The 20,499-nt window shown below is 53.9% G+C and carries 17 protein-coding genes; 12 read left to right on the top strand and 5 right to left on the bottom strand.

Annotated elements, in window-relative coordinates; all coding sequences use genetic code 11:
- Window positions 1-101: 101 nt before the first annotated feature.
- Window positions 102-698 (top strand): nucleoid occlusion factor SlmA, encoded by a 597-nt coding sequence (gene slmA, locus AL479_RS09515; protein ID WP_042998634.1) that lies wholly within the window; start codon window positions 102-104, stop codon window positions 696-698.
- Between the two features lie 39 nt (window positions 699-737).
- Here the strand turns inward: slmA and pyrE are convergent, their stop codons facing one another.
- Both pyrE and rph read right to left on the bottom strand, forming a co-directional pair.
- A complete protein-coding gene (gene pyrE, locus AL479_RS09510) occupies window positions 738-1,379 on the bottom strand; it encodes an orotate phosphoribosyltransferase (RefSeq protein ID WP_042998635.1) in 642 nt (213 codons plus the stop codon).
- 78 nt (window positions 1,380-1,457) lie between these two features.
- Window positions 1,458-2,174 carry a ribonuclease PH gene (rph, locus tag AL479_RS09505; RefSeq protein ID WP_042998636.1) on the bottom strand — a complete coding sequence of 239 codons (717 nt, stop codon included), beginning with the start codon at window positions 2,172-2,174 and terminating at the stop codon, window positions 1,458-1,460.
- Between the two features lie 125 nt (window positions 2,175-2,299).
- On the opposite strand from rph, the gene AL479_RS09495 reads away from it, so the two are divergent.
- Together AL479_RS09495 and AL479_RS09490 are read left to right on the top strand one after the other, a co-directional pair.
- Entirely contained in the window at window positions 2,300-3,163 is an 864-nt protein-coding gene (locus tag AL479_RS09495) for a YicC/YloC family endoribonuclease (RefSeq protein WP_058587387.1), read from the top strand.
- A gap of 254 nt (window positions 3,164-3,417) precedes the next feature.
- Window positions 3,418-4,035, top strand: a complete 618-nt coding sequence (locus AL479_RS09490; protein ID WP_061075898.1) for a trimeric intracellular cation channel family protein — start codon at window positions 3,418-3,420, stop codon at window positions 4,033-4,035.
- On the opposite strand, the gene ligB is transcribed toward AL479_RS09490, so the two are convergent.
- Complete coding sequence (gene ligB / locus AL479_RS09485) at window positions 4,032-5,717, bottom strand: NAD-dependent DNA ligase LigB (protein ID WP_061075897.1); 1,686 nt, start codon at window positions 5,715-5,717, stop codon at window positions 4,032-4,034. The genes AL479_RS09490 and ligB overlap by 4 nt on opposite strands.
- 256 nt (window positions 5,718-5,973) lie before the next feature.
- Between ligB and gmk the strand changes: the two genes are divergently transcribed.
- Genes gmk through recG form a run of 5 tightly spaced genes read left to right on the top strand, consistent with a single transcriptional unit; the run spans window position 5,974 to window position 11,836 of the window.
- Window positions 5,974-6,597, top strand: a complete 624-nt coding sequence (gene gmk, locus AL479_RS09480) for a guanylate kinase (protein WP_061075896.1) — start codon at window positions 5,974-5,976, stop codon at window positions 6,595-6,597.
- A gap of 54 nt (window positions 6,598-6,651) precedes the next feature.
- Complete coding sequence (gene rpoZ, locus AL479_RS09475) at window positions 6,652-6,927, top strand: DNA-directed RNA polymerase subunit omega (RefSeq protein ID WP_000135058.1); 276 nt, start codon at window positions 6,652-6,654, stop codon at window positions 6,925-6,927.
- Window positions 6,928-6,945: 18 nt separating this feature from the next.
- Window positions 6,946-9,057 carry a bifunctional GTP diphosphokinase/guanosine-3',5'-bis pyrophosphate 3'-pyrophosphohydrolase gene (gene spoT, locus AL479_RS09470; protein WP_061075895.1) on the top strand — a complete coding sequence of 704 codons (2,112 nt, stop codon included), beginning with the start codon at window positions 6,946-6,948 and terminating at the stop codon, window positions 9,055-9,057.
- A gap of 4 nt (window positions 9,058-9,061) precedes the next feature.
- Complete coding sequence (trmH, locus tag AL479_RS09465) at window positions 9,062-9,751, top strand: tRNA (guanosine(18)-2'-O)-methyltransferase TrmH (protein ID WP_061075894.1); 690 nt, start codon at window positions 9,062-9,064, stop codon at window positions 9,749-9,751.
- A 3-nt stretch (window positions 9,752-9,754) separates the two neighbouring features.
- Window positions 9,755-11,836, top strand: a complete 2,082-nt coding sequence (gene recG / locus AL479_RS09460) for an ATP-dependent DNA helicase RecG (RefSeq protein WP_105291741.1) — start codon at window positions 9,755-9,757, stop codon at window positions 11,834-11,836.
- Window positions 11,837-11,881: 45 nt separating this feature from the next.
- On the opposite strand, the gene gltS is transcribed toward recG, so the two are convergent.
- Window positions 11,882-13,087 carry a sodium/glutamate symporter gene (gene gltS / locus AL479_RS09455; protein ID WP_061075893.1) on the bottom strand — a complete coding sequence of 402 codons (1,206 nt, stop codon included), beginning with the start codon at window positions 13,085-13,087 and terminating at the stop codon, window positions 11,882-11,884.
- Between the two features lie 229 nt (window positions 13,088-13,316).
- Between gltS and xanP the strand changes: the two genes are divergently transcribed.
- The 4 genes from xanP to AL479_RS09435 all read left to right on the top strand — a co-directional run bounded on the left by xanP (window position 13,317) and on the right by AL479_RS09435 (window position 19,713).
- Window positions 13,317-14,708: a xanthine/proton symporter XanP gene (gene xanP / locus AL479_RS09450; RefSeq protein WP_061075892.1), complete on the top strand. Its 1,392-nt coding sequence runs from the start codon at window positions 13,317-13,319 to the stop codon at window positions 14,706-14,708.
- Between the two features lie 121 nt (window positions 14,709-14,829).
- The gene (locus AL479_RS09445; protein WP_061075891.1) at window positions 14,830-16,563 is read left to right on the top strand and encodes an AsmA family protein; all 1,734 of its coding nucleotides are present in this window, start codon (window positions 14,830-14,832) and stop codon (window positions 16,561-16,563) included.
- 195 nt (window positions 16,564-16,758) lie between these two features.
- A complete protein-coding gene (locus AL479_RS09440) occupies window positions 16,759-18,321 on the top strand; it encodes a PTS transporter subunit EIIC (protein WP_061075890.1) in 1,563 nt (520 codons plus the stop codon).
- Between the two features lie 12 nt (window positions 18,322-18,333).
- Window positions 18,334-19,713: a glycoside hydrolase gene (locus tag AL479_RS09435; protein ID WP_061075889.1), complete on the top strand. Its 1,380-nt coding sequence runs from the start codon at window positions 18,334-18,336 to the stop codon at window positions 19,711-19,713.
- Here AL479_RS09435 and AL479_RS09430 read toward each other — a convergent pair.
- Window positions 19,697-20,455 (bottom strand): MurR/RpiR family transcriptional regulator, encoded by a 759-nt coding sequence (locus tag AL479_RS09430; RefSeq protein WP_061075888.1) that lies wholly within the window; start codon window positions 20,453-20,455, stop codon window positions 19,697-19,699. The two genes, AL479_RS09435 and AL479_RS09430, sit on opposite strands and share 17 nt — an antisense overlap.
- Window positions 20,456-20,499: the final 44 nt, after the last annotated feature.

Below are 20,499 nucleotides of genomic sequence, written 5' to 3'. Positions count from 1 at the left end.
ACGCATCCCGATAACGTCATAACATCACCGCAAGCCCTGTGTTTGCGGTCATAGTGTGGATGCTCGCCTGCAAGTGCTTATTTTCAGGGGTATTTTGTAACATGGCAGAAAAACAAACTGCGAAAAGGAATCGTCGCGAAGAAATACTTCAGTCTCTGGCGCTGATGCTGGAATCCAGCGATGGAAGCCAGCGCATCACAACGGCAAAACTGGCGGCTTCTGTCGGCGTTTCCGAAGCGGCATTATATCGCCACTTTCCCAGCAAGACCCGCATGTTCGATAGCCTGATTGAGTTTATCGAAGACAGCCTGATCACCCGTATCAATTTGATTCTGAAAGATGAAAAAGATACCCACGCGCGTGTGCGCCTGATTGTGTTATTGATTCTGGGTTTCGGCGAACGCAATCCTGGCCTGACGCGCATCCTGACCGGACATGCGTTGATGTTTGAACAGGATCGTCTGCAAGGACGTATCAACCAGCTGTTCGAACGCATTGAAGCACAACTGCGCCAGGTCTTGCGGGAAAAGCGGATGCGCGAAGGTGAAGGGTACGTGACGGATGAAACGTTACTGGCAAGTCAGCTGCTCGCCTTCTGCGAAGGTATGCTGTCCCGTTTTGTGCGTAGCGAATTCAAATACCGTCCTACGGATGATTTTGACGCCCGCTGGCCACTGCTCGCTGCGCAACTGCAGTAATGTTTGCCGGATAGCGCGCGCGTTATCCGGCCACTCACGTTAAACGCCGAACGCTTCCCGATACGCCCGCACTGCTGCCAGATGCTCTGCCATTTCCGGCTTCTCTTCCAGATAGGCAATCAGGTCTTTTAGGGTGATGATGGAAATCACCTTACAGCCATAATCACGCTCAACTTCCTGAATGGCGGAAATCTCGCCACGTCCGCGTTCCTGACGATCCAAAGAGATCAGCACGCCAGCCAGCGTTGCACCGTTGGCCTGGATGATTTCCATCGATTCCCGGATTGCCGTACCCGCGGTGATCACATCATCTACCAGCATCACGCGGCCTTGTAATGCGCTGCCAACCAGATTGCCACCTTCTCCGTGATCTTTGGCTTCTTTGCGGTTAAAGCAGTACGGCAAGTCTTTGTCATGATGCTCCGCCAGCGCAACCGCCGTGGTCGTCGCAATGGGAATACCTTTGTAAGCCGGGCCAAAAAGCAGATCAAATTCAATGCCAGAATCCACTAATGCTTCAGCGTAAAAACGGCCTAACAGTGCCAGATCGCGCCCGGTATTAAACAGCCCGGCGTTGAAGAAATAGGGGCTCTTGCGCCCGGATTTCAGCGTGAACTCGCCAAACTTGAGTACCTGTTTGTTAAGCGCAAACTCAATAAACTGGCGTTGATAGGGTTTCATGGATTCGCTCCTCATTTCACTTTCATCATTGACAAAATCTACGGACAAAAAAAAGGCGACTCATTGGTCGCCTTAAAATCAATTCTCTAGCGCCGCCTTCTGCGTCGCGACAATGGATTCGATTCCCCCTCGGGCCAGTGCCAGCAAGGTGAGAAGTTCTTCATGGCTGAACGGCTCGCCTTCTGCCGTCCCCTGCACCTCAATGATTCGCCCGTCTTCGGTCATCACCACGTTCATGTCGGTTTCTGCCGCCGAGTCTTCAACGTACTCCAGATCGCAGAGCGCTTCGCCGTTAACGATCCCCACGGATACCGCGGCAACCATCCCTTTCATCGGATTGGTTTTCAGCTTACCGCTGGCCACCAGTTTGTTCAGCGCATCCGCCAGCGCCACACAGGCGCCGGTAATGGAAGCGGTACGCGTGCCGCCATCGGCCTGGATCACATCGCAGTCCAGGGTGATAGTAAATTCACCCAACGTTTTGAGATCGACTGCAGCGCGCAGCGCACGGGCGATCAGACGCTGAATTTCCATTGTACGACCGCCCTGCTTGCCTTTTGCGGCTTCGCGCGCGTTACGGGTATGTGTTGCACGCGGCAGCATGCCATATTCAGCGGTGATCCAGCCCTGGCCCTGACCTTTCAGAAAACGCGGTACGCCTTCTTCAATCGAGGCCGTGCACAGCACTTTGGTATCTCCAAATTCGACCAGCACCGAGCCTTCAGCATGTTTTGTATAGTTACGGGTCAGGGTTACGGGACGCACCTGATTAGCGCTACGGCCTGCTGGACGCATATTGAGATCTCCGGCTTGAAACGAATGTGGCTGCGCATTATACGGACTTCCGGCGGTTATTCCTATCCTGACAAGGCCGGGATGGCTATAATCCTCCCATCTCTCCTTTAAAAACAGGAACGTCTATGATCCGCAGTATGACCGCCTACGCCCGGCGTGAAATCAAGGGTGAATGGGGTAGCGCCACCTGGGAAATGCGCTCGGTAAACCAGCGTTATCTGGAAACTTACTTTCGTCTGCCGGAACAGTTCCGTAGCCTTGAACCTGTTGTTCGTGAACGCATTCGTACGCGCCTGACGCGCGGTAAAGTTGAATGCATGCTGCGCTTTGAACCCGATGCCAGCGCGCAGGGCGAGCTCATCCTGAATGAAAAGCTCGCGAAACAACTCGTGAATGCAGCCAACTGGGTCAAAATGCAGAGCGATGAAGGGGAAATCAACCCGGTCGATATCCTGCGCTGGCCCGGTGTAATGGCAGCACAGGAACAGGATCTGGATGCCATTGCGGCTGAAATCCTGACCGCACTCGACGGCACGCTCGACGATTTCATCGTCGCCCGCGAAACGGAAGGTCAGGCACTGAAAGCCCTGATCGAACAACGTCTGGAAGGCGTCAGCGCTGAGGTTGTTAAGGTCCGCGCCCATATGCCAGAAATTCTGCAATGGCAGCGCGAGCGTCTGGTCGCTAAGCTGGAAGACGCTCAGGTCCAACTGGAAAATAACCGTCTGGAACAAGAACTGGTCCTGATGGCACAGCGCATTGATGTGGCGGAAGAGCTGGATCGTCTGGACGCCCACGTCAAAGAAACCTACAACATCCTGAAGAAAAAAGAGGCAGTAGGCCGCCGTCTGGACTTCATGATGCAGGAATTCAACCGCGAGTCGAATACGCTGGCGTCAAAATCCATTAATGCAGAAGTGACCAATTCCGCCATCGAACTGAAGGTCTTAATCGAGCAAATGCGCGAGCAGATCCAGAACATCGAGTAAAGCGTCTTTCCGCGTAGCCCGTCAGTCAATGGCGGTGCTACGTTTTTCACGAACCACGCTAAATTGTGGATATCTTCAGTTTAGTTTTTCTCATTCATTTTGTTGATAAAAAAAACCTCATACTACGCACCACCTCAGAATAATAACGATTTCACATTACCTGAAGTTATTAAAAACCACTCACCTTAGAAAATCTCAATCGTGACGACGAGCACAAATCGTTACTCTTTGTCCCCAAAATACTGGGGGGAGTCATGCTGTTACACGTTTTGTACCTGATAGGAATCACTGCCGAAGCCATGACCGGCGCGCTGGCGGCGGGCCGTCGTCGGATGGATACATTCGGCGTCATCATTATTGCCACCGCAACAGCCATCGGCGGTGGCTCTGTCCGCGATATTCTGCTCGGCCACTATCCTCTGGGTTGGGTTAAACATCCCGAATACGTGATTATTGTCGCCACAGCGGCAGTCCTGACGACTATTGTGGCTCCCGTCATGCCCTACCTGCGCAAGGTGTTCCTGGTGCTGGATGCCTTAGGCCTGGTGGTTTTTTCCATTATTGGCGCTCAGGTAGCCCTGGATATGGGGCATGGACCGATCATTGCCGTCGTTGCAGCGGTCACCACTGGCGTCTTCGGTGGAGTGCTGCGCGATATGTTCTGTAAACGTATTCCGCTCGTTTTCCAGAAAGAGCTGTACGCCGGGGTTTCATTCGCCTCTGCCGTGCTTTATATCGTCCTGCAACACTATGTTTCCAATCAGGATATCGTGGTTATCTCAACCCTGATGTTTGGCTTTGTCGCCCGACTCCTGGCGCTGCGCCTTAAGCTGGGTTTGCCGGTGTTTTACTACCACCACGAAAGCCATTAAGGAATAAAGCTCTCAATTTGCTGAGCCGCCAGCCAGCGGCTTAGCTGTTTGACCTCCGCGTTGTCCAGCCATGCCATCACCTGACGTGCGCGACGCGAGCCGACTGCCGGAAGTTGTTGCCAGTACAATTCCGTTCGCCCTGACAACTGCTGCCATGAACGATCGCCACTGGCATTGAGCGCCACCAGTGGTAATGGGATGCCTAACGCCTGTATCCAGCGAATAAATGGCTGTTTTCTCACCAAATTAAACTGATGCCATACCTGTTCACCCTTTGCTTTCGCAAATCCCGGCGTGTGCTGAATCTGCTCCTGAGTTAAAGCCAGCCATGAAAAGATATGCTCAAAGTGGTGCTGCTGATGAAGCGCTCGCCAGCCCGCCTCACCCACACCGTCTAATTTTAAAACCGTGCCAGAGCCCAGCCAGACCAGGCGGGAGATAAACTGTTCCTGACACGATGCGGAAGCAAAAAAGCAGGTCATTGAATTGAAGCGGTTATCAGGTGGTATTGGTTTAGTGCGGTCTGAACTCCGCCAGACGACATCGTCAATACGTGGGATCCCCTGCCCGGCAAGGCTCACCAGGATTTGATCGCCAGGGGCGATATCCCACTCTTTCCAGCGAGTTACGGAACCGATATTCACCCGTTGTACCCGTTTATCGTCCAGCATGACGGGGGCAAGCGTTGCGACAACGGCGATTTTTCCGCTTTTGCCGACCGTAAATTGAATCGCTGTGACCTCCGCCACCTGCGCAACGGGTGGGTATTTCCAGGCGGCCAGCCAATTCCCTTGTCCTGGTAACCATTGATGGGACGCAGGTTCTTTGTCCATTCGCACAACCACCCCATCGGTAACGAAGGGCAAAGCAGACGTCCACCAGTGCGTACGCGCCCGCTCCACGGCCTCAACGTTGTCAGCCGGTAGCGTGAATGCCTTCGCCAGCGTAAAACCCGCTGCACTCAACTGATTAACTCTTTCGGACATCGTCTGCGGGCCATCAGGCCAGGCCCAGATAAAAATCCCCAGTGATGATAAGTCGCTCACGTTGGTCTTGCGCATCAGCAGACCCGCCACCTTCGAACGGGCATTCATCCCGCCCATTTTTTGCTGGATATGCCCTTCCCGTCGCAGAAAGATCTCACCCTGTAACACGCTGTTTGTCAGCGCCCCCGCCACGGTTTGCGGCACGGCTGGCATCAGTTGTACTTTTTGCGTCCAGTCTTCGCCCTTCAGACCATCGCCACGGCTGATCGCCTGCGTCAGTTTGCCATGCTGATATTTCAGCGTAACCGCCACGCCATCGACCTTCGGCTGTACCCACAAATCGTTGTGCCCGCGCATCCATTGCTGCACTGCTCGCTTGTCAGCCAGCTTTTGCACTCCGGTATGGGCGACGGGATGGGGGACTGTACCGCCAGGAGAAGGTAACGTCAGGCTGGGCGGGGAGTTGTCAGCAAAGCAGTGCTGCCACTGAAGCAGTCGTGCATGCAGTTGATCGTAGACGCCGTCCTCGACCGCACTCACCCCCTCCTTCCAATAGGCGTCATCCCACTGCGCAATTTGCTGTTGCAAACGAGAGATCTCTTCGTGAGCCCTCGCTGACGACCATACCGGGCATACCGCCCAGGACTGCCCGTGCCATAACCACAACCCTATCAATATCGCCGTCCCCACTTTCATCGCCACCTCCGCTGTACGTTTCCAGGCAGATATAGCGCGTTGTGTGGTCAGCGCCGAGCGACAAAAGTTAAGATTGCGTTCAGGCTTCCAGTGATTCCGCTCATTTGCACAGAATGTTGCGTAAATCAGGAAACAGGCGCGCAAAAAGCAATAATCTGGCGTAAAAAGTGTGACAAAGACTACGTCGCGTAGCGGCGACGTGTATAATAAGCCCGTATGTAGGTTCATTTTCGATAATCACATACGTAAGATACTCATGGCTCAAGGCACGCTTTATATTGTTTCTGCCCCCAGTGGCGCGGGTAAGTCCAGCCTGATTCAGGCTTTGTTAAAAACCCAACCGTTGTACGACACCCAGGTTTCTGTTTCGCACACTACGCGCGCTCCGCGCCCAGGTGAGGTTCACGGCGAACATTATTTCTTTGTGGATCATGCCGAATTCAGAACCATGATTGGCAACGACGCGTTTCTGGAACACGCAGAAGTGTTTGGCAATTACTATGGCACCTCGCGTGAAGCCATTGAGCAAGTACTGGCTTCCGGGGTAGATGTCTTTCTGGATATCGACTGGCAGGGCGCGCAACAAATTCGCAAGAAGATGCCGCAAGCGCGCAGTATCTTTATTCTTCCGCCGTCTAAACTTGAACTGGACCGCCGCTTGCGGGGTCGTGGACAGGATAGCGAAGAGGTGATTGCGAAACGTATGGCGCAAGCTGTTGCAGAAATGAGCCATTACGCCGAATATGATTATCTTATTGTGAATGATGACTTCGACACCGCCCTGGGCGATCTGAAAACCATCATTCGCGCCGAACGTCTGCGCATGAGCCGCCAAAAGCAGCGTCATGACGCTTTAATCAGCAAACTGTTGGCAGACTGAACCCACATTCAGTATCATGCCCAGTCATTTCTTCACCTGTGGAGCATTTTAAGTATGGCACGCGTAACTGTTCAGGACGCTGTAGAGAAAATTGGTAACCGTTTTGACCTGGTACTGGTCGCCGCGCGTCGCGCTCGTCAGATGCAGGTAGGCGGAAAGGATCCGCTCGTACCGGAAGAAAACGATAAAACTACCGTAATCGCGCTGCGCGAAATCGAAGAAGGTCTGATCAACAACCAGATCCTCGACGTCCGTGAGCGCCAGGAACAGCAAGAGCAGGAAGCCGCTGAATTACAAGCCGTAACCGCAATTGCTGAAGGTCGTCGTTAATCACAAAGCGGGTCGCCCTTGTATCTGTTTGAAAGCCTGAATCAGCTGATTCAACACTACCTGCCGGAAGACCAGATCAAACGTCTTCGGCAGGCGTATCTCGTTGCACGTGACGCTCACGAGGGCCAGACACGTTCAAGCGGTGAACCTTATATCACGCACCCTGTTGCCGTAGCCTGCATTCTGGCCGAGATGAAACTCGACTATGAAACGCTGATGGCTGCGCTACTACATGACGTGATCGAAGATACTCCCGCCACCTACCAGGACATGGAGCAGCTGTTTGGGAAAAGCGTTGCTGAACTGGTAGAGGGGGTGTCGAAGCTTGATAAACTTAAGTTCCGCGATAAGAAAGAGGCGCAGGCCGAAAACTTTCGCAAGATGATTATGGCGATGGTGCAGGATATCCGCGTCATTCTCATCAAACTCGCTGACCGCACCCACAACATGCGTACGCTGGGCTCATTACGCCCGGATAAACGTCGCCGCATCGCCCGTGAAACCCTCGAAATCTATAGCCCGCTGGCGCACCGTTTAGGTATTCATCACATTAAAACCGAGCTTGAAGAGCTGGGCTTTGAGGCGCTGTACCCGAACCGCTATCGCGTGATTAAAGAGGTGGTTAAAGCCGCACGTGGCAACCGTAAAGAGATGATCCAAAAAATCCTCTCTGAAATCGAAGGGCGACTGCAGGAAGCGGGAATTCCATGCCGTGTGAGTGGTCGTGAGAAGCACCTCTATTCCATCTATTGCAAGATGGTGCTTAAAGAGCAGCGTTTCCATTCGATCATGGATATCTACGCGTTCCGCGTAATCGTCCATGACGCCGACACCTGTTATCGCGTGCTCGGTCAAATGCACAGCCTCTATAAACCGCGTCCTGGACGGGTAAAAGACTACATCGCCATTCCAAAAGCGAACGGCTATCAGTCTTTGCACACGTCGATGATCGGTCCGCACGGCGTTCCGGTTGAAGTCCAGATCCGTACAGAGGATATGGACCAGATGGCGGAAATGGGGGTTGCGGCGCACTGGGCTTATAAAGAGCACGGCGAAACCAGTACCACCGCGCAGATTCGTGCCCAACGCTGGATGCAAAGCCTGCTGGAACTGCAACAAAGCGCAGGTAGCTCGTTTGAATTTATCGAGAGCGTGAAATCCGATCTTTTCCCGGATGAGATTTACGTTTTCACTCCGGAAGGGCGGATTGTCGAACTGCCAGCCGGTGCCACCCCCGTCGACTTTGCTTATGCGGTGCATACCGATATTGGCCATGCCTGCGTGGGCGCACGCGTCGACAGACAGCCTTACCCGCTGTCACAACCGCTGACCAGCGGTCAGACGGTCGAAATCATTACTGCGCCGGGGGCTCGTCCGAACGCGGCGTGGCTTAACTTCGTCGTCAGTTCAAAAGCCCGCGCCAAGATCCGCCAGTTGCTGAAGAACCTCAAGCGCGATGATTCTGTCAGTCTGGGACGTCGCCTGCTCAACCATGCGTTGGGTGGCAGTCGTAAGCTGGCAGAAATCCCGCAAGAGAGTATCCAGCGTGAGCTTGAGCGAATGAAGCTTGCGACCCTTGACGACCTGCTGGCAGAAATCGGCCTCGGCAATGCCATGAGCGTGGTGGTAGCGAAAAACCTGCAACAGGGCGATGCCTCAGCTATCCAACCTGCGGTGCCCGGCCAGGGTCATTTGCCCATCAAAGGCGCAGATGGCGTGCTGATTACCTTTGCCAAGTGCTGTCGTCCGATTCCGGGCGATCCGATCATTGCCCACGTCAGTCCGGGTAAAGGTCTGGTCATCCACCATGAATCCTGCCGTAACATCCGTGGCTACCAGAAAGAGCCAGAGAAGTTTATGGCGGTGGAATGGGACAAAGAGACAGAGCAGGAATTTATCACCGAAATCAAAGTGGATATGTTTAACCACCAGGGTGCACTGGCAAATCTGACGGCGGCGATCAACACCACCACCTCTAATATTCAGAGCCTGAATACTGAAGAGAAAGATGGTCGCGTCTACAGCGCCTTTATTCGCCTTACCGCGCGCGACCGTGTGCACCTGGCGAATATCATGCGCAAAATTCGCGTGATGCCAGACGTGATAAAAGTCACCCGTAACCGAAACTAGTTTTATGAACCTACAGCGCTATGCACGTATTTGTGAGATGCTCGCCAGGCGCCAGCCGGACCTGACCGTCTGCATGGAGCAGGTCCACAAACCTCATAACGTTTCTGCGATTATTCGTACCGCAGATGCCGTTGGCGTCCACGAAGTCCACGCCGTCTGGCCAGGCAGTCGTATGCGTACCATGGCCTCGGCAGCGGCAGGCAGCAACAGTTGGGTGCAGGTGAAAACCCACCGCACAATTGGCGATGCCGTCACCCATCTAAAAGGCCGGGGCATGCAGGTTCTGGCAACTCATCTCTCTGATAATGCCGTCGATTTCCGCGAAATCGATTACACACGTCCAACCTGTATCCTGATGGGGCAGGAGAAAACCGGTATTACCCAGGAAGCGCTGAACCTGGCGGATCAGGATATCATCATCCCCATGATCGGCATGGTTCAGTCGCTTAACGTTTCCGTTGCCTCTGCGCTGATTCTGTATGAAGCGCAGCGCCAGCGGCAGAATGCCGGGATGTATCTGCGCGAAAACAGCATGTTGCCGGAAGACGAACAGCAGCGCCTGTTGTTTGAAGGCGGCTATCCGGTACTGGCGAAAGTCGCCAAACGCAAAGGGCTGCCCTATCCGCATATCAATCAGCAGGGTGCGATTGAAGCCGATGACGCCTGGTGGTCAACCATGCAGGCGGCGAAGTAAATCATGAGTGGGCGCCTGTTAGATGCTGTCCCGCTCAGTTCACTAACGGGCGTTGGCGCAGCGCAAAGCAGCAAACTGGCGAAAATTGGTCTGCACACCGTGCAGGACCTGCTGTTACACCTTCCTCTGCGTTATGAAGACCGCACCCAACTCTATCCCATTGGCGAACTGCTGCCAGGCATTTACGCCACTGTCGAAGGGGAAGTGCTGAACTGCAACATCACCTTCGGGGGGCGTCGGATGATGACCTGTCAGATCAGCGACGGTTCCGGCATACTGACAATGCGCTTTTTCAACTTCAGCGCGGCGATGAAAAACAGCCTCGCAACCGGACGGCGCGTACTGGCTTATGGCGAAGCGAAGCGCGGGAAGTACGGCGCTGAGATGATCCACCCGGAATACCGTGTCCAGGGCGATCTCAGTACACCAGAGTTGCAGGAAACCCTCACCCCGGTTTATCCCACTACTGAAGGCATCAAACAGGCAACACTGCGTAAGCTCACCGATCAAGCGCTGGATCTGCTGGACACCTGCGCCATTACCGAACTCTTACCGCCGGAATTGTTGCAGGGCATGCTCAGCTTGCCTGAAGCGCTCCGCACGCTGCATCGCCCACCGCCGACACTGCAGTTAAGCGATCTCGAGACCGGCCAACACCCGGCACAGCGTCGTCTTATCCTGGAAGAGTTGCTGGCGCATAACCTGAGCATGCTGGCGCTTCGTGCGGGTGCGCAGCGCTTTCATGCCCAGCCGCTGAGCGCCAATGACACACTGAAAAATCAACTGTTAGCCTCGCTCCCCTTTAAGCCGACCGGCGCACAAGCCCGCGTGGTAGCGGAAATCGAGCACGACATGGCGCTTGATATTCCGATGATGCGTCTGGTGCAGGGTGACGTCGGCTCCGGTAAAACGCTGGTTGCCGCACTCGCCGCCCTGCGGGCGATTGCGCATGGAAAACAGGTCGCGCTGATGGCCCCGACCGAGCTACTGGCGGAGCAGCATGCCAATAACTTCCGTAACTGGTTTGCCCCGCTGGGTGTCGAAGTCGGCTGGCTGGCGGGCAAGCAGAAAGGCAAAGCGCGTCTGGCGCAACAGGACGCGATTGCCAGCGGACAGGTACAAATGGTGGTAGGAACGCACGCGATCTTCCAGGAACAGGTGCAGTTCAATGGCCTTGCGCTGGTCATTATCGACGAGCAGCACCGTTTTGGCGTGCATCAGCGCCTCGCGCTGTGGGAAAAAGGCCAGCAGCAGGGTTTCCATCCGCATCAGTTGATCATGACCGCTACGCCTATTCCTCGGACGCTGGCGATGACCGCCTACGCAGATCTCGATACCTCCGTCATTGACGAACTGCCCCCCGGACGCACTCCCGTCACAACGGTTGCCATTCCGGATACGCGCCGCAGCGATATTATTGACCGCGTGCGCAACGCCTGTACGCAGGAAAGCCGCCAGGCCTACTGGGTCTGTACGCTGATTGAAGAATCTGACCTGTTAGAAGCGCAGGCCGCAGAAGCCACGTGGGAAGAGTTAAAACTCGCGCTACCAGAACTGAACGTCGGCCTGGTCCACGGGCGCATGAAGCCTGCCGAAAAACAGGCGGTGATGGCGGCGTTTAAACAGGGCGAACTGCACCTGCTTGTCGCCACCACGGTGATTGAAGTCGGTGTGGATGTCCCTAATGCCAGTCTGATGATCATCGAAAACCCGGAACGTCTCGGTTTAGCACAGTTACACCAGCTACGTGGACGTGTCGGGCGTGGCGCGGTGGCGTCGCACTGCGTACTGCTCTACAAGTCGCCGTTATCAAAAACGGCGCAGAAACGCCTGCAGGTGTTACGCGACAGCAGCGATGGCTTTGTGATTGCGCAAAAAGATCTCGAAATTCGCGGGCCCGGTGAATTACTGGGTACGCGGCAGACGGGGAATGCAGAATTTAAGGTGGCGGATTTACTGCGCGATCAGGCCATTATTCCGGAAGTTCAGCGTATCGCACGTCACATTCATGAACGTTACCCCCAAGAGGCAAAAGCGTTAATCGAGCGCTGGATGCCGGAAACAGAACGCTATTCTAACGCCTGATGGCGATGCAAAAGCGCGGTGGTTCATCACCACCGCATCTTCACGTTATTGCGCAAAAATAGGCAACAGCAGATACAGCTTAATTACCAGCGCGTTGACGATATCAATGAAAAACGCACCAACCATCGGCACCACCAGAAAGGCCATATGTGAAGGTCCGAACCGCTCGGTAATCGCCTGCATGTTGGCGATTGCCGTCGGCGTCGCCCCCAGACCAAACCCGCAATGGCCCGCCGCCAGCACGGCTGCATCGTAGTTTTTGCCCATCATCCGCCAGGTCACCACTATCGCGTACAGCGCCATAAAGATGGACTGCACCACCAGGATTGCCAGCATCGGCAGGGCCAGCGAAGCCAGTTCCCACAGCTTCAGGCTCATCAGCGCCATGGCCAGAAACAGCGACAGGCTAACGTTCCCGAGAACGGACACCGCGCGCTCAAAGACGCGATAAAAGCCCACCGCCGCCAGGCCGTTACTGACAATCACGCCGACAAACAGCACGCAGACAAACGTAGGCAGCTCAAACACCGTTCCCGCCAACAGTTGCGCAACAATCCGACCTACGGTCAAACAGATAGCGATAAGCGCAATGGTTTCGATCAGCACCAGAGAAGTGATCATCCGCCCGACGTCCGGCTTTTCAAACGCGGTGGGTACCGCCAGGTCGTCAGGCATGCCGTCCGGCGTCGTCGAGTGCTTGACCAGGTAACGCGCAACAGGCCCGCCAATCAGACCGCCGAGGATCAAACCAAACGTCGCGCACGCCATCGCCACTTCCGTCGCGTTAGCAAAGCCGTAGCGTTCGATAAACAGCTTGCTCCAGGCGGCGCCAGTACCGTGGCCGCCAGACAGCGTGATCGAGCCGGCAATCAGCCCCATCAGCGGATCAAGTCCCAGCAGGCTGGCCATCCCAATGCCGATGGCGTTTTGCATCAGCAGCAATCCCACGACGACGATCAGGAAAATGCCCACCACGCGACCGCCTGCCCGTAGGCTGGCGATGTTGGCGTTTAAACCGATGGTAGCGAAAAACGCCAGCATCAGCGGATCGCGTAACGTCATATCAAAGTTCACTTCCCAGCCCATGCTCTTTTTCAGTACTAACAGGGCCAGCGCCACCAACAACCCGCCGGCAACGGGTTCTGGAATCGTGTATTTCTTGAGGAAGGAGACTGAATGAACCAGTTTTCGTCCCAACAGCAACGTCAGCGTTGCAGCAACGAGGGTTGATAAGGTATCGAGTTGAAACATACAAAGCTCCTTGAGTACGTCTGAATCAGTTACGCACGATGTCTTATTCCTGCGGATATTTTTAGCTTTTAGTAGTAATTCGGCATGGATTTTAAGCAGAAAAGAGGGAAAAGTTATATAAAAATGTGATTTTATCTATTTTAAATATTAAGAATACCCACTCGCAAACGTTTGCTTTTACCATCTGGTCAGATAAAATGCCCGCTTTGTCACCACGGGATTATCATTGATGTCTGTTAACACCCTCGAGTCGGAAAATGCGCAACCGGTTGCGCAGACTCAAAACAGCGAACTGATTTATCGTCTTGAAGATCGCCCGCCGCTTCCGCAAACCCTGTTTGCCGCCTGTCAGCATCTGTTGGCGATGTTCGTTGCGGTCATTACGCCGGCGCTGCTCATCTGTCAGGCGCTGGGGTTACCGGCTCAGGATACGCAACACATTATCAGTATGTCGCTGTTCGCCTCTGGCGTGGCCTCCATTATTCAGATTAAAGCGTGGGGTCCGGTGGGTTCAGGGTTGTTATCGATTCAGGGCACCAGTTTTAACTTCGTGGCACCGCTGATTATGGGCGGCACCGCACTGAAAACCGGCGGCGCAGACGTCCCCACCATGATGGCGGCGCTGTTTGGCACCCTGATGCTGGCCAGTTGCACGGAGATGGTGCTCTCCCGGATCCTGCATCTCGCGCGTCGTATCATCACCCCGCTGGTCTCGGGCGTGGTGGTGATGATTATCGGTCTGTCGCTGATTCAGGTGGGGCTGACGTCCATCGGCGGTGGTTATGCCGCGATGAGCGACAACACGTTCGGCGCACCCAAGAATCTGATGCTGGCAGGCGTTGTACTGTTGCTGATTATTCTGCTCAACCGTCAACGTAACCCGTATCTGCGCGTGGCGTCACTGGTTATCGCTATGGCGGCGGGCTATGCGCTGGCATGGTTTATGGGCATGCTGCCGGAAAACAACGCGCCAGCCTCCCAGGAACTGATCATGGTGCCGACGCCGTTGTACTATGGGCTGGGCATTGACTGGAACCTTCTGCTACCGTTGATGCTGGTGTTTATGATTACCTCGCTGGAAACCATCGGCGATATCACTGCAACGTCCGACGTTTCCGAACAGCCCGTTTCTGGCCCGCTGTACATGAAGCGTCTGAAGGGCGGTGTGCTGGCGAACGGCCTGAACTCCTTCGTCTCTGCGGTCTTTAACACCTTCCCGAACTCCTGTTTCGGGCAGAATAACGGGGTCATTCAGTTAACCGGCGTGGCCAGCCGTTACGTTGGCTTTGTGGTTGCGCTGATGCTGATCGTACTCGGTCTGTTCCCGGCGGTGAGCGGCTTTGTGCAGCATATCCCTGAGCCAGTGCTTGGCGGGGCGACGCTGGTCATGTTCGGAACTATCGCGGCGTCTGGCGTGCGCATTGTTTCCCGCGAACCCCTGAACCGCCGCGCGATCCTGATTATTGCGCTGTCGCTGGCTGTCGGTCTTGGCGTCTCTCAGCAGCCGCTGATCCTACAGTTCGCGCCTGACTGGGTGAAAAACCTGCTCTCTTCCGGTATTGCTGCGGGTGGTATCACCGCTATCGTACTGAACCTGATTTTCCCGCCTGAAAAGCAGTAAAGGCTATGCGACGGTGATTCAAATTCACCGTCGCTATCATATTCTTTCACGATTCCTGCCTTGAGGATTGCGCGTAAATCGTGCATAACTCAACTATGTGCCCTTCGCAGGATGGAAGACCATGAAATTTATTGGAAAGATGATTCTCTATGTACTGATCGCCCTTCTGGTGGTGATTCTCGGCCTCTATTTCCTGCTGCAAACGCGCTGGGGCGCAGAACACATCAGTGCCTTGATATCTGAGCACAGCGACTATCAGTTGTCCTTTGAGGCGATGGACCATCGTTTTTCTTCTCCTTCACATATCCTGCTGAAAAACGTCACCTTTGGGCGTGACGGTCAACCAGCCACGCTCGTGGCAAAAGCGGTCGATATTGGGCTGAGTACTCGCCAACTGACACATCCACGGCATGTCGATACGATCCTGCTGCAAAACGGTACCCTGAATATTTCGCCTCAGACGGCACCGCTCCCCTTTCAGTCTGACCGCCTGCAGTTGCAGGATATGGCGCTTAATAGCCCGGGCAGCGAGTGGGATCTGAGCGCTCAGCGGGTTAATGGTGGCATCATTCCCTGGCTGCCCGAAGCCGGTAAAGTGCTCGGCAGCAAAGCGCAGATTCAGCTCAGCGCGGGTTCTCTGACACTAAATGACGTTCCTGCTGCCAACGTCCTGATTGAAGGCAGTATCGATAACGAACAGGTGACATTAAGTACTATCGGCGCTGATATCGCGCGCGGTGCCTTAACCGGTGTGGCAAAACGCCATGCTGATGGCAGTTGGATGGTGGAGAATCTGCGGCTGAACGACATCCGACTGCAAAGCGATAAATCGCTGGCCGACTTTTTCGCGCCGCTTAACACCATCCCATCGCTACAGATTAATCGCCTTGAGGTCACTGACGCGCGCCTTCAGGGACCGGACTGGGCGGTCACCGACCTTGACCTTAGCTTGCGCAATCTGACTTTCAGCAAAGACGACTGGCAGACGCAGGAAGGAAAACTGTCGATGAATGCCAGTGAGTTCATTTTTGGCTCGTTGCATCTGTTCGACCCTATTCTGAATGCCGAGTTTTCGCCGCAAGGTATCGCGCTGCGCCAGTTCACTACCCGCTGGGAAGGCGGCATGGTCAGGACTTCCGGCAACTGGCTGCGGCAAGGTAAAGCCCTTGTCCTCGATGACGCCGCTATCGCGGGCATAGAGTACACCCTGCCGGAAAACTGGAAACAGCGCTGGATGCAACCGCTGCCGGCATGGCTGAACAGCCTGACGCTGAAGAAATTTACTGCCAGCCGCAACCTGGTGATTGATATCGACCCGACATTCCCGTGGCAGTTGACCGCGCTGGATGGTTATGGCGCAAATCTGGGGCTGGTCCAGAACCAGAAATGGGGCGTCTGGAGCGGAAACGCGACCCTGAATGCTGCCGCCGCCACCTTCAACCGCGTTGACGTGCGCCGCCCCTCTTTGTCTTTAGCCGCCAACGCTAACACGGTGAACATCAGCGAACTGAGCGCCTTTACGGAAAGAGGGATTCTGGAAGCGACCGCCAGCGTGTCACAGCTACCGCCGCGTCAGACGCAGGTCAGCCTGAATGGCCGCGGCGTCCCGGTGAACGTTCTACAGCAATGGGGATGGCCGGTACTACCGATCGCCGGTGACGGTAATATCCAGCTGACAGCCAGCGGAACGGTGCAGGCAGACGCGCCGCTCAAACCCACAGTGAATGGACAATTGCACGCCGTGAATGCGAATAAACAGCAGGTCACGCAAACCATGCAGGCTGGAGTTATTTCCGCAGGTGAAGTGACGTCAACCGAACCTGCCCCCGTCTCCCCCGCGCCCGTTACGCCATAATCTCCTCTTAACGCTCCCGGATATCCTCGATCCGGGAGCGTTCTCTGTCTGAAAACGAAACAGGTATTCATTTATCGGCTATTTGTGCCTATTTTCCGCAACAGGTTTTCATCCCCACCGAGAGTTGTTATAACGATGATGTTGGAAGTCTTATTTAATAATTACAAACACCCTACATAAAATAAAGGAATAGCCATGTCTGTAATACGTCAACGTATTCTGGCGGATATGCAAAGATTCTCCAGAGCAATGATCGGGGCGGTCTTGTTCTTACCTGTTATTGGCTTAATTCTGGCATTAAGCTCAATATTAACTAACCCGACGCTTATTTCCGAAACCAGCTTTTTACATCAAATAGGTCAACTCCTCGGTGATACCTTCTGGCCATTATTTGGCAACCTGGGACTGCTTTTCTGTGTCGGCATCAGCTATGGTCTGGCGAAAGATAAAAAAACCGAAGTCGCGCTGGTTGCCGTCATGTGCTTTATTATGTTTTTAGGCGCCAATCACTCCTGGCTGGAATATACTTACGGCATCGCTGAAAAGGTCAATGGCGAATATTATGGCACCGGACAAACGCAAATTTTAGGCTTTGTCGTTGTCGACATGGGGATCTTTTTAGGGATTATTCTCGGCTGCACCATTGCCTGGGTCCATAATAAAGTCTCTGAAATAGAGCTGCCGGGCGCACTCTCGATGTACGGCGGAGCAAAACTGACTTTAATCGCCATGACGCCGGTGATCCTTTTTTACGCCATTGCCTTTACCTGGTTCTGGCCGTTCATCACACACGGCATCGCGGCATTAACCAGTTTCATGAAAAACGCCGGTGTGGCAGGCGTCTTCGTGTACGGCTTCTTTGAAAAATTCCTGATCCCAACAGGGCTGCACCACTTTGTCTGGTCTCCCTTCCAGTTGACCCAGATTGGCGGCACCCTGAACGTTGACGGGCAGGTGGTGTCCGGGACGCAGGCCATCTTCCTGGCCTATATGCGCCATCCGGATCTCACCCCGGTGATGAACGAAGCCCTGCGCTTTTCCCAGCAGGGCATGACGACAATCTTTGGTCTCTCCGGTGCGGCGCTGGCGTTCTACCACACCGCCACGCCGGAGAAGAAAATGATGGCGAAGGCGATTCTGTTGCCCGCTATTATTACCTCTATTCTGACCGGAATTACCGAACCGATTGAATTTACGTTCTTATTTATTTCACCGCTGTTGTGGCTGATTCACGCCACACTGACCGCCGCCTCTCAGGCGATTTGCGATCTGCTGACGGTTCGTCCGTGGGGCGCGTCCGGACTCATTGAGTTTCTGATATATAACCTGCCGCTGCCGGCAGCCCTCACCCGCTGGCCGCTATACGTTCTGATCGGTATCGGGCAATTCGCCGCCTACTACATCATTTTCCGTACGCTGGTCATCAGGCTGAACCTGAAAACACCAGGACGCGAAGATGACGGCGAAGTGAAACTCTACAGCAAAGAAGATTATCGCAATAAAAAGGCCAATGCAGGTCAGGCCGTCGCCGATGAGATCATTAAGGGTTTAGGCGGCAAAGAGAACATTATTTCTGTTGATAACTGTTTTACCCGATTACGCGTCGCGCTCCATCATCCCGACAAAATTGATGAAGCCTTATTAAAAAGTACCGGCGCCAATGGCGTAGTGCGTAATCAAAATGAAGTTCAGGTTATTTACGGTGTGAGGGTTGGACAGGTTCGATCCCGGGTAGATAACTGGCTGGCAAATAATTAATCAGGAGTTGTTATGAAATTAACCGTATTAGGCGGGGGCGGTGTTCGCTCCGCGTTCCTGGCAAAATCTCTGGCCTATAATGCGCATCGTATTGGCTTACAAGAGGTGGTATTCCTCGATAACGCAGAAGAGAACCTGAAAATTTTCGGCGAAATCGCCCGTTATGTTTTTGCCACGATTCGACCTGATATTCGTTTCAGCCTGACGACAGATCCGGTATCCGCTTTAAAGAACAGCAATTATGTCATCACCACGCTACGCGTCGGCGGCGATGAAAGCCGCGTGCGCGATGAACGTATCGCGCTGAACCATAACACATTAGGTCAGGAAACCACCGGCGCGGGCGGTTTTGCGATGGCGATGCGCTCAATTCCCGCCATTCTCAATTACTGCCGTCTGATTGAAGAGCATGCCGCACCCGATGCCATTCTGTTCAACTTTACGAACCCATCCGGACTGGTTACCGAGGCGATCATTAAGTCCGGGTTTAAACGTCGGGTTTACGGCATTTGCGATGCGCCATCAGAGCTGATTCGCGAGTTGCCTGCCATTCTCAACTGCGACGAAGCGGATCTAAAGGTGGAATGCTATGGCCTGAACCATTTCTCCTGGTTTACCCATTTCACCGTGAAAGGTGAGGACGTCACCGACAAACTGGTGAGCAACCCGGAACTATACAGCAAAACGGCGATGCAATACTTCTCACCGGTGCTGGTTCAGCTTTGCGACAAGCAATTGCTGAATGAATATCTCTATTACTACTACTATCGCGAAGTGGCGCTGAAAGCGATTCAGGATGCGCCGGAAACGCGCGGTGAAGCCATCGCGCGGATCAACAAGGAAATGCGCGAGGAACTGCAGAACGTGGATGCGCAGGCAAACCCGGAAGCCGCATTTGATATCTGGATGAAACACTATCTGCGCCGCGAAAATAGCTATATGCAGAGTGAGTCACATCAGGAAAAATTCAATACCCGCACGCCGCTAACGCTGCAACAGTTTATTGAAGAACCGGATAGCGGCGGTTACGCCGGGGTGGCGCTGGATATTCTCGAAGCCGTGAACAGCGCCACCAGCAAACGCATCGTTGTCTCACTGCAAAACAATGGCACGCTGGATTTCTTACGCCCGGATGATGTCATTGAGATCAGCTGTGATCTGAGCAAAGAGGGGCTGAAACCGGTGACGCCGATCCACGTACCGGACGCGCAGAAAAACATGATCGCCTGCGTGAAAGAGTACGAACGTCTGGCAGTGGACGCCATCATGCACAAAGATAAGTTTCTGGCAATCCGCGCATTAATGGCGCATCCGCTGATTGGCTCCTGGTCGTTGGCCGAACAGTTGGTTGGCGAGTATCTCGACGAAGCACAGTTTAGCGACTGGAAATGATCGTCCCCGGGGCGTCGACTGGCGCCCCGCCCGGGTTTTGCAAAAACCAGAGCTTCAGCAGATGTTCGAATCCCAGGATGCAGTAACCAAAGAAAGGGTTGCTCCAGTAGATGTCATCATCAAACTTCTGCGGATCATGAATGATGACGGCGGTGTTCGCCGCCTGGGCCAGCGGACTTTGGTAGTCACCGGTAAAGCAGACAAGGTCGGTATTTTTTCCTTCCAGCGCCTTGACCCAATTTAATGCCGAACTGCTGCGACCAGATTTAGACACCAGCCAGATAGAATCGAATTTTGCAGCCGTTTTTTGTTCCAGTATTTCGTAGTCCGGCCAGAGCGCCAGACTGGCATTCACGCCAATCACCAGGAATTTATTATAAATATATTGTGCAATCAGTTGAGAGAAACCGCTGCCATGAATAAGAATACGGTCGTGCTGCAGACGATTTAATAGCAACGCCAGGTTTTCGGTTGGCTGAACATTCATAAAGTTAATATCATTGGTCACATCAAGCTTTGGCATTGTGATATTAAATTTAATGAAATACACCAGCTCCAGCCAACCGCTAAACTTGAGCTTTTTCGCCAGCCGGACCAGCGATGACGGGTTGCTGTAACAGTGCTCCGCAACGGTGCGAATACCCTCACGAATGCATTGTTCTGGATTATTCTGAATAAAGCGCAGTACGGTAACTTCTGTCTTACTTAATTTTACATCACGAAATACATTTTCCAGTTCCATTTTCTGCTCCTGTGAGTGCAGAATAAATTTATCATTTTTTTAAG

Origin of the sequence: Citrobacter amalonaticus (assembly GCF_001559075.2) — a bacterium.
In the GTDB taxonomy this organism is placed as follows: domain Bacteria; phylum Pseudomonadota; class Gammaproteobacteria; order Enterobacterales; family Enterobacteriaceae; genus Citrobacter_A; species Citrobacter_A amalonaticus_F.
This window is presented reverse-complemented; position numbering and strand designations above follow the sequence as displayed.